General features: G+C 44.3%; 9 protein-coding genes. 3 read left to right on the top strand and 6 right to left on the bottom strand.

Features of this window, described 5'->3' with window-relative positions:
- Nucleotides 1–269 precede the first annotated feature (269 nt).
- Nucleotides 270–1,235, bottom strand: coding sequence for an alpha/beta hydrolase family protein (locus tag F6K37_RS22900; RefSeq protein WP_008187953.1), 966 nt, complete (start codon nucleotides 1,233–1,235; stop codon nucleotides 270–272).
- 62 nt (nucleotides 1,236–1,297) lie between these two features.
- Complete coding sequence (locus tag F6K37_RS22895) at nucleotides 1,298–1,918, bottom strand: heme-binding protein (RefSeq protein ID WP_008187952.1); 621 nt, start codon at nucleotides 1,916–1,918, stop codon at nucleotides 1,298–1,300.
- A gap of 566 nt (nucleotides 1,919–2,484) precedes the next feature.
- Between F6K37_RS22895 and F6K37_RS22890 the strand changes: the two genes are divergently transcribed.
- Together F6K37_RS22890 and F6K37_RS22885 are read left to right on the top strand one after the other, a co-directional pair.
- Complete coding sequence (locus tag F6K37_RS22890; RefSeq protein WP_008187951.1) at nucleotides 2,485–2,958, top strand: EVE domain-containing protein; 474 nt, start codon at nucleotides 2,485–2,487, stop codon at nucleotides 2,956–2,958.
- An 83-nt stretch (nucleotides 2,959–3,041) separates the two neighbouring features.
- Nucleotides 3,042–3,830 (top strand): YdcF family protein, encoded by a 789-nt coding sequence (locus F6K37_RS22885; RefSeq protein ID WP_081431920.1) that lies wholly within the window; start codon nucleotides 3,042–3,044, stop codon nucleotides 3,828–3,830.
- On the opposite strand, the gene F6K37_RS22880 is transcribed toward F6K37_RS22885, so the two are convergent.
- From F6K37_RS22880 to F6K37_RS22865, 4 genes are all read right to left on the bottom strand, one after another.
- Nucleotides 3,823–5,580 carry a peroxidase family protein gene (locus F6K37_RS22880; protein WP_008187949.1) on the bottom strand — a complete coding sequence of 586 codons (1,758 nt, stop codon included), beginning with the start codon at nucleotides 5,578–5,580 and terminating at the stop codon, nucleotides 3,823–3,825. The two genes, F6K37_RS22885 and F6K37_RS22880, sit on opposite strands and share 8 nt — an antisense overlap.
- 304 nt (nucleotides 5,581–5,884) lie before the next feature.
- A complete protein-coding gene (locus tag F6K37_RS22875) occupies nucleotides 5,885–7,177 on the bottom strand; it encodes a cytochrome P450 (protein WP_008187948.1) in 1,293 nt (430 codons plus the stop codon).
- A gap of 114 nt (nucleotides 7,178–7,291) precedes the next feature.
- The gene (locus tag F6K37_RS22870) at nucleotides 7,292–7,447 is read right to left on the bottom strand and encodes a hypothetical protein (protein ID WP_287252331.1); all 156 of its coding nucleotides are present in this window, start codon (nucleotides 7,445–7,447) and stop codon (nucleotides 7,292–7,294) included.
- Between the two features lie 65 nt (nucleotides 7,448–7,512).
- Nucleotides 7,513–8,322, bottom strand: coding sequence for an SDR family NAD(P)-dependent oxidoreductase (locus F6K37_RS22865; protein ID WP_008187946.1), 810 nt, complete (start codon nucleotides 8,320–8,322; stop codon nucleotides 7,513–7,515).
- 909 nt (nucleotides 8,323–9,231) lie between these two features.
- On the opposite strand from F6K37_RS22865, the gene F6K37_RS22860 reads away from it, so the two are divergent.
- The coding region (locus tag F6K37_RS22860) for an NADH:flavin oxidoreductase (protein ID WP_287252328.1) at nucleotides 9,232–10,292 on the top strand (1,061 nt) is incomplete at its 3' end.

Here is a 10,292-nt window from a genome sequence, read left to right as displayed (position 1 = left end):
CTTGGATCGATAAAGATCCCAACGCTTCGGGAGACCTGAGCACTACTGGGACTGGAGAAATCCTGTCTCAGCAACTTGGGTCGCTGAACGAAGAATCCCCCGGTTTCTAACCGTGGGGAGTGTCAAGAATGGTTTATTTATCCATTACCAAAAATTACCCTAAAAGAAACCGGGTTTGTTACCTAGATTAAGGGATATCATAATCTGTTATTCTTTCCTCTGCTGTAGCTGATCTCCCTATCTCCCCATGACCTGATCTGATCACCGGATCACTTTTCTTGCCAGACTTTTAGCCAAGCAGTTAGTGCTTGCGGCATTTCTAGATCTAGCGGTCGTTTCATAGCAGTAACAAAATCCTCATCTGGGTCACCTAATCTTCTGAAGCTGTGATCCAATCCAGGAAAAATATGAGTTGTCACATTCCTATTACCAGCATCGATAAGTGCTTGCTGCATTTGTTGAGCTTCTTCTGGAGGTGTATTGTGATCCAAGGCACCATGTAAAATCAGTACTGGGCATTTGACCTTGTCCACAAATAAATAGGGAGGATTCTCAAAATGCTCTTGACCCAGGGGTAGGTAATAATTAAAAGACCAATCTTCATCTCCGATGCGAAAGAACTCTTCACCCCTTTTTGCCCTAGCATAAATTTCATCAATCTGTTTGTATATCCAGTAAATCAATGGCATATTTTCTTTAAAATTTTTGATAGTTGTACTATCTAACTTTTCAAAGGCTTTGGCTTGCCATTTCAGTATCCCTTCCAGGTTGTTATAAATGCCCCCTTGCCAAACAAAAAACTTAATGTCTGGGTCAGAAGCTGCTAAAATCAAAGCAATTACAGCCCCTTCACTTTGACCAAGAACTCCGATTCTACTGCTGTCAATCTCAGGAATACTCCGCATCCATTGCAATGCCATCCGAGCATCATCTACCAAGTCAAATAGTCCAGTAGTATTAAAATTTCCTTCGCTTTGACCACATCCTCGCTTATCGTATCTAAATGTCGCTATCCCGATTTCCTCAAGAATTCTAGCTTCATCCCGGAACAGGTTTCGCTCTGGTAATGGTGTAGGGAACCAATCGGTTTTTGAATTATCTAGATTTCCTTCTCTTGTCTGAGGAAAAGAGCCTCCAATGAATAGGCAAGCGGAGGGGTTTTCCACACCTTCTGGTAGGGTAAGTGTTCCATAAATCCTTGCACCCTTGGATTCAAAGAATTCTTGTCTTTCCATTTTTTAAAAATCCTGATCACTCTAATTATCATTATTGGTAGCAGGAATAAAGTAAATTGGGATTATTCATTTACCGGTCGAATAGGAACTTGAACTTCACTGCGCTTTAGGGGTTCCGGAACAAAGGGAGAATCATAAAAAAAGCGACGGGGTGTACCAACGACTGTATACTCCGAGTGTTGGGCTAACCATTCCTTCAACTGCTCAATACTCTGTTGGTAGCTGATATAACTATAGCTACCTTTGATCCCAAGGCTCACTACTGTCATCGGTGCTATGTCTTCTACCTTAATATTCCTTTCAATCTGCTCAGGAGTGATATTACGGCGGTGGTATAGAAATGATACATAAGCCTCACCAACCTGAGCAAAGGAACCTCCCTGACTAGTTTCTAGGGTACTGATCGGATAACGAGTCTCTACCGGAGCAGTCATGGAAATATCGTTAGAGCTAATATGGCGGTACAGGGTGCCAAAAGCACGATTAGCTGCCTCAGACAGTTCCCCAGAGTAGGGTACTGTGGCAGCGCGATAGGCAGGGTAGTGTTTGATTTCGATTTTGCCAGCTGGGGTAGGAGGTGGAAACCCTTCTGGTAAGGGAGCAGAGGCAGCACTGAACACTCTCCATCCCAGTAAGACAATTGCCAGTAAGCCTACAGGCAAGAGAAATTTGGATAGCTTCATCAGGGAGTAAAATTAACTAACAGTGAAAGGTAAGCATTCAGCGTGTCGCGTATCAGCGTGTCGCGTATCAGCTTTGTGGCACAGGCTTCGACGCTGTGACGTAACGAATGCTTACGATCAATATTAGTTTCATATAGCGTTTGTATTTAAGATGTAAACTTAGGAGGTCTTTTTTTATGTAAGCATTCAGCTAATGCGCTACGCGCACGCTACTTGAGGTGCGGTCAGCGGTCAGCTAATCAACGGGAGGTAGCAAACAAGCTTACGGTTCTAGTACGGCTGGTTGAAAATCCCTGCTCGTTAGCACCTTAAGTAGTGGGCGTTGCTGAATAGGGAATGAATAGGAGTGGGGTGCGCATCATGCCTGCCCCCAAATATCAGGAACGGGCAAGATGCCCATTCCACAGGTGCGACCCGTGGCGAATTTAATAATTAGATGCGGAAAGCGCACCTAAAAACTCTTCAAATCATTCCATTATTAAGCAACGCCTAAGTAGTGTGCCCATAGCGCATAACCTGATGGCTGATGGCTGATGGCTGATAGCTGAATGCTTACGCTATAACTAATGAATTACTGGTTGATGAAGTCGGAACCACAAGTCTATAGCATCACTGATCTGGAAAAAGAAGGGAAAACAATTTGGGATGGGGTTCGTAATTACCAAGCTAGAAACTTTCTGCGTGAAATGAAAGAGGGAGACTTAGCTTTTTTTTACCATTCCAACACTAAACCCCCTGGAATTGTGGGCTTAATGGAAATTATTAAAAGTGAAGTCGTTGACCCAACTCAGTTTGACCAAACTAGCCGTTACTATGACCCCAAATCAAGTGTTGAATCTCCTCGGTGGCATACTGTGCTAGTGCAATTTGTCGAGGTTTTTCCCCATTTCCTAGAGCTTTCAACCCTTAAACAGGAATTTAGTGACCAAGAGCTATGGGTTACTAGACGTGGAAATCGACTCTCGGTGATGCCAGTTTCTCAGGCAGTAGCTCAGAAAATTCTAGAGATCAGTCAAGCTACAAACCCAAGTCAAAGGTAATATTTCAGGCAGATGAATGATGGATTAGAATATTTAATGACCCCTATGCTAGAGAATGTCAAGCATGTCAAAAATACTGTAAGATGATCAACTTGTCACGAGCAGTACAATGGCGACGACGCCTACGAGTTTGGGGGTTATTAACTATAGCAATGTTCTTGTGTGGCTGGCTGCTAATTAATACTCTGAGATTGCAGGCAGCAGCATCAGCACCTGTGGATACGTTCTTTGTGCTAGGGGGGAGTATTCGTCGAGAAATCCATGTTGCTGAATTAGCCAAACAGTACCCAGACAAGCGAATTCTGATTTCTCATGGATCCCCAGACCCCTGCATTTGGCTAATTTTTAAGCGGGAGATGGCATCTTCGGAACAGGTTTGGTTAGAAAAGTGTGCCAATTCTACCTTTGGTAACTTTTTCTTTAGTATCCCAATTTTCCAGCGGTGGGGTGTTCGTAAGGTCAAGTTAATTACCTCTGGCACCCATGTACCACGGGCTCAGTGGATGGCGCAAATTCTACTGGGAGCTCATGGGATTTGGGTAGAGACAGATTTGGTGCAAGAGAAAGGTATTCCTGGTAATTCAGAATCCCCTCTCAAAACTGGGATAGACATTGCTCGCAGCTTGGTTTGGGCGCTACTGTCTCAAGTCATTCAACCCCGATGCTCTGATCTAATCCAACTCACGGATGTAGACATAGAGGCTTGGCGTGAGTCAGGTTTCAAGTGTGAGCATCAGGGGGGAGATTTGATCTCTACTGTCAGCCGTGCAAACCAAAAACAGCAAGGTTCGTTGTTGAAGCAAGAATCCCCGTCTCTGAGCGAGCGGGGAGTGTCAACATTAACCCAAAGGTTCAACTGGGTCGTCACTTGACTATGCGCTTCCAGGGAGCAAAGCCATTTTCAACACCTTTAAGACTAGCAGCCAAGCTGGGGTAATGTCGGAGCACAACACTTATGAAAGTGTTCTTTTCAATCCAGTCCAGACCGAATTGAGTATAGATTTCGGCAGTGTAATCCTTGGTAAAGAAGCGATCGCTTTTCAGTCGTCGGGATGCCATCAGGATGAATATCCGAAAGGCGGTATCGCTGAAACCAAATCCCTTGGGAGGATTTTCGGCAAACATACCTATCATTAGGTCTACACTATCGATATCATTGTTGTAAACTTCCCGCAATTCTTTCGCCCATTCTGGTTTCTCAGTGATTTCCTCGAAGGATTTAACTCGATCGCGACCAATTAGTTCCCGGAACTGGTTGTAACGGGGAACCCCTCGCTCCCGATCTCGGAGGATATCTACAGCAGCTAAGTCAAATACTTCACCGTTGTCCCTTAGTAGCTGCTGCAATTTCTTTGGATAATTGTAAAGGGTGACAGCACCTGGGTGGCTGATTCCAAAGGAGTAGAATAAATCAGCTATATCTACCTGTTCTAGAATGGCACGTGAGCGCTTGCCAGACACTTCAAAAAAGTCTTTTGTCAGCAGCTCTTTACCGTCTTTAACCGAGTAAAACGGGAATTCATCGGGGATGAGGGGATGCATCCGATACACAGAAACGAATTCTTCGGTGAGGTAGAAGGGAGCACCATGGTGGTCAGTAGATGAGCCGATAATGCCGCTGACTGCTTCACTGTCCCCAAGACGCCCAAAACGATTTTTGAATTCCTGACCTAATAGACCCCACCAATTAGCTCTCATGGCAACTTGCACGGCGGGATGCCCCAGGATGCCCGGAGTCCATTCCACAGTATGAATTTTAGCTAGCAAGGCAGCATTAATCAGTCGAGCGTGGTCGAACAGGTCATCATCTGTCCAGTCAGGGTATTGTTTTTTCAGATGATCACAGATAGTGTTGTGCTCTTTGACGAACAGGATATGCAACATGCTCAGTCCTATCCACCAGTTATCGTCAAAGCCCACAATATCGATTCCGTTCTCTGGGTTGACAGGTAACAAACCGTCATCACCAATGATCATCTTACCATCGACATGGCTACGCACCTTATCGATAGTTTCCTGATAACTGCCATAGATTTGGGAAGCATCCCACCAGTGAGTTTCTCGGTTGATAAAGGTTGGGGGATTGTTGGTATCGTCTTCAGAACGAGTGGGGTCTTTTGGAGTTGTTTCGATTTCCAGAGGTCGATGCTCTTCGGGCCAGGGGTCATCCTGTTCCAGAGGAATCTCGATTTTCTCCTGGGATTCATTATAGCCATGAGAAAACCAATCGTGGGTCTGGAATTGAATCCATGCTGCAGCTGTTAGGTTTAAGGTCGAAGCTGGTACAAATTCATCCCGCGTCAATAACTTCCGACTGATAGTACGGGGATTGGGATTGAGTAAATTCTTTTCGTCGGGGTAGGCGTATTTCAGGGCTACATTGCGTCCAAAGCGGGTGCCAGCCATACCCATTTTAGGATCATTGGGGTCATTAAATGAACCATCTGCTGTGCGAATTTTCAGATGGCGACCATCAGGACTAGGAGTCGGTTCAGGGGGCTCCCCTTTTGTGGGTAATTGGGAAGTATCGTGCAGGTTTTCTTCCCGCATATTATCCCGGAATTTATTTAATTTTAATAGGGCTAGAGGAGTAGGGAACTCATGCCAAGGTTTCTTTGTCATTGTGCTAATTCCTTTAGTTATTACCGAGGGATTTAATGTTTTAGGTTTGGAGTGTCAGGAATTCTCGTGGGAGCTTACTAATCACTCCTAAGCCTAGGTGAATAAGACTGGGCATGATCTTAATTCACCGTTGTCTAGCTCTTTCTATTTCTCAGTTTTTTATGTTCATCATAACTCATTAATTTATAAATTAAAGAGGATGACCTAATAAATTTAGTGTTGTCTAATTGTCTAGAATTGACAGTACCCATCTGGGGTACTCTTTGCTGATCACTGAACTGTCAATAAATTTCACAGTCAAGGGTCAAGGGTTAACAAATTGGATATCCTTTTCTTGGAAGTACGCTGGTAGAGGGTCTCGGGAGAGTACATTGGTTTTGGATGTCAGCTGCTGCTGGTCGAGGAGAATTGCGATCGCACTCTTACACACAAACAGGATCAAATCCCTTCCGGGACAAGTACGAGATCCTCTCAGAAACAAATTGGAGTAAGTCGAATTGTCATGATCCCTCGGATCTAGCCACCGTTGAGGTACAAACGAATCGGTGGATGGGTCTCGTGACCGTTCCCGTTGCATAATCGGGAAAAAGTGCAGAATTTCCATGTCTGGGGGAATACGGGTGTTATTATACCTGTCGCCAGCTGTTGTGATGTGAAAGGTTCTGGTCACTGGAGGGAACAAACGACCAGTTTCCAACAAACAAGCTTCTAAATAGCTGAGTTTAGCAATGGTTGAGGCTTGCTCCAACGAACCTGTTTTCTTGATTTCCTGTCGCACCCGTTCCAGCACCTTTGGTCTAGAGGTAATCATAGTCAGGGTTCTCGCCAGCAAGTCAGTCCCTGAACCAGTAAAAGTAAACATCCAGTGGGGGATTTGTTGTAGGAGTTCCTCTTCGGTAGTGTAGGGCTTTATGCCATGAGCCATAGACAACAGAGAGGGCTTTTCAGACGCTTCGCTGCCTTCCCAAAGCTGCTCAAGAGTTTCATAAAATTTTTCTAAACGCTTAGTTTCAAACCTTCCCAATACAATCCGCTTGATCGGATTTCCCACCATTGAGAATAACACCTGTATATCCTTGACCAACCGCCCAGGAGCAACATTTTCCCCAAACACGATGCCAAGCATTGCCTCACCCATACATTTCCGGATATCCTCAATGTTGGATACTGGCTTTGAAAAAGCATGATGTACCTGTTCGAGGAAAGCCTGTTGGTACTGGTGCTGGCAACCTGTGCCAAGCACTCCCTCGTTATAAGGTCTCAGGCGCTGCCACTGTTGATCATGGCTGATAGTGAGGGCGTTGGGAGCAAGGAAAGACATACCATCCTTCTTGAGATTGCCTTCGATATAGCCTTGGCTGTCCGGTGGGTCTTGTAAAATGTGGTCTGATAAGTCACGCCCAGATACTAGCAACACTTTCTTGAGAAGAAAGTTTAGAATGACATTTTTACTACCATAGCGTTTGATGACATCACCAATCCAACCCCCTAATACTTTTTCAAGGTCGAAACCACGGGGGTTACGGATAAAGCCACTGGCTAGATTACCCAGAAGCCGTAACAAGTCGAGTACATTGGTAGAAGGGTAGGTGTTCATTATTCATTGCTCATTGTTTCGTTGACAAATCTTACTTGAGGCTTTACTGAGACTTATCCAGTAAGCATTCAGCCGTCAGCCGTGAGCTAAAAGCTCACGCTACTTGAGGTGCGGTCAGCTGACGTAACAGAGATTAAACCAATGCTTACTTGTTTTATTCAAAAGCTGAGAGCCGATAGCTGATAGCTGATAGCTGATAGCTGATAGCTGATAGCTGATAGCTGATAGCTGATAGCTGATAGCTGATAGCTGAATGCTTACCATATCCATTGCTTCTATTTTCCTTAAGGCTATCAGCTTAAGCCAGAATTTCTCAATCCACTCCCTAATCAGAACTAGTGGCTACTTTCTTGCATGCTTCTCACCACTTGGGTTACTAGATTTCGGGGCATAAATCTTATACTGAGGGCAAGCAACTGGTTTTTGAGACCAGGCACAACAACAGTTCGATTTTTCATCAGACCAAGATAGCCAATCCTAGCAACAGTTTCAGCAGTCATAATCTTTTGTCCACTAACCAGCTTAGAGTCTTCCATGTTTGCCCGAGCTTGAAAACCCGATTCTGTTGGTCCTGGACACAGAGTAGTTACCGTCACCCCTGAACCCTTGAGTTCATTGGCAATTGCCTCGGAAAAGGATAGGACATAGGCTTTCGTGGCATAATATACTGCCATCAACGGACCAGGCTGAAACGCTGCTGTGGAGGCAATATTTAAAATTTTTCCATACTGTTGTTGCACCATAGCTGGCAGAAATAATTTGGTCAAATGGGTCAGGGCTACTATGTTTAGCTGCATCATGGCTAGTTCAGTAGCCAGGTCTGTTTCAGCAAAAGCTCCATAGGTAGCGAATCCAGCGTTGTTGACTAGTGCATCAACCTTGATACCTTCCTCTTGGAGCTGGTCAAAAATCTCCTGTGCAGCTCCTGGAACTGACAAATCCTTCGGAATAACCCTGACGAATGTCCCAAATTTTTCCCTAAAACCCTCGGCTAGTTGAGATAGTTTCGACTCACTTCTGGCGACTAACACTAACTTGTAGCCATCGCGAGCAAATAACTTGGTAAATTCATAACCAATTCCACTGGATGCACCAGTAATCAGAGCCGTTTTCGGACGATCCTTTACCTGATTTTTTTGATTCATTTGAGGTGTATGTTTACAAAAATTAACCCAGAAAATCTTGAAGAATTATTTCGATAGCCTTTCCAAAGGAATTGGAAACAAGTATGACAGTTTTTTTCATTACAAAAAATCCCTAGACACTTGATTAGCTCTTGCCTTTTGAATCTTGCCTTTTGCCTTTCCCTAAGGGATTATGTTCACAAATCAAATGGAAATGCTATGTAGGTTATAGTTATCCACTAGTAGTTGTAACTTAAATTACATTTTAAGCAGATCACCAGATCCTAGGGCAATCAAAAATCAAGCCAATAAAGCAAGCAAAGGGACTCTAGTTGAGGTATAGCATACTTTTGATAAATTTAGGGAGAATGGGGGCGCTAGCTGAGGTAGGTGGTTCAGCTGCCAAAAATCTCTCTATTGCCTTGATAGTTATCCTCACAGGGAGCTTTTCCAAAACCGGATTGTTGTTAAAAAACTTAATAATCATGAAATATCAATGGTTGTTAAGTCATAATGGAAAGTGTTGGAAATTATAGTTTTTCGAGGAGAGACTTAACAACATCCAACTGGGGAGCAAGATTTTGTCAGGACTGACCCAAAATTGGCCAACAAACGCCCTTATACAAATTTGTGATAGTTCAATGACTCCTCCCCCAACCCAAAGCAAGGGGATGGGGTCAAGGGAAATAGTCACTGACAGTAATTTATTCCTAGCTTAGCGACAGCGTATAACAGAGAATCGGGCATCAGACCAAATAAGCGTCACAAAATAGAAAGGACAAAAGACAAATGACATCCTTATTGTTATTTACTCTCAATAAGAGCATTAAATAGTTTTCCTAAAAAAATATTCGGCCAGCATCTGGAATGCTAGGCATTGAGCTTGTAGCTTGCTTTATTCCAACAAAAGCCAAGATTCAACTAAATCAAATGGAAAAGGATATAATTTTTGAACCTTTGGAGTTCCGAAACTTGACCCTAAAGAATCGGATCTTTCGTTCTAATATCTCTGGTCGATTTGACAACTATGATGGTTCCGGTAACCAGGCACGGATCAATTGGGAAGAGAAATTTGCCCGAGGCGGCGTCGGTGCAATCGTCTCTTCCTTTACACCGGTCCAAATCCGAGGACGAATTTTACCTAACTATGCCACGATTGACCGCGATGATAGAATTCCTTTCTGGCGCAAGGTCGGGGAGAAAGTACATGAATATGACTGTAAGTTTTTGATGCAACTGAGCCACTCTGGTCGTCAGCGGGATGTTGGTGGTGTGGAGAATTTGCATAATAAGGGTCTTAGTTCAACCAGTGAAACTGAGTCATTTCATGGGCTGGAGTGTCAGGCAATGACACGCAAGGAAATCAAGGAAATGATTCAGGCATTCGCTGATGGTGCCAGACGAGCTCGTGAGGCAGGACTTGATGGGGTAGAACTTCACAGTGCCAATGGCTATCTGATTACCCAATTTCTGAGTTCAGGCATCAACGACCGCAAGGATGAGTATGGCGGTTCTCTGGAAAATCGAGCTCGTTTCTTGCTGGAGATTATCCAGGGAATACGCAAGGAGGTAGGAAACGATTTTCACCTCCAGGCAAAAATCAGTGCAGTGGAATACAACGATGCTGTGATTCCTTGGGATAAGCCTGGGAATACCCTGGAAGACTCTATCCAAATCTGCAAGTGGGTCGAGGAAGCTGGAGCAGATGCCCTTCATATATCCACTGGAAGCTTATTTCCCCACCCGTTGAACCCACCCGGTGAGTTTCCCCGGGACGAAGCATCCCGATGGTACGAGATCATGCTCGGAAGCGGTATCTATACCTTCCGCAATTACTTACTGTTCCGGTATAGATTCCTATTTCCCATCTTCTTGTTCTTGTGGAACCGAGTTTACAGAAAGGGTTCGACTCAGCCGATAATCGGCAAAGATGTACAGGATAAAGCCTTGGACGACTCCTTCCGGGAGTTTGTATCAAGTCAAACCATGCA

Origin of the sequence: Moorena sp. SIO4E2 (assembly GCF_010671945.1) — a bacterium.
Classification (GTDB): domain Bacteria; phylum Cyanobacteriota; class Cyanobacteriia; order Cyanobacteriales; family Coleofasciculaceae; genus Moorena; species Moorena producens.
Note: the sequence above shows the minus strand (reverse complement) of the source record. Positions and strands in the feature narration are given on the sequence as shown.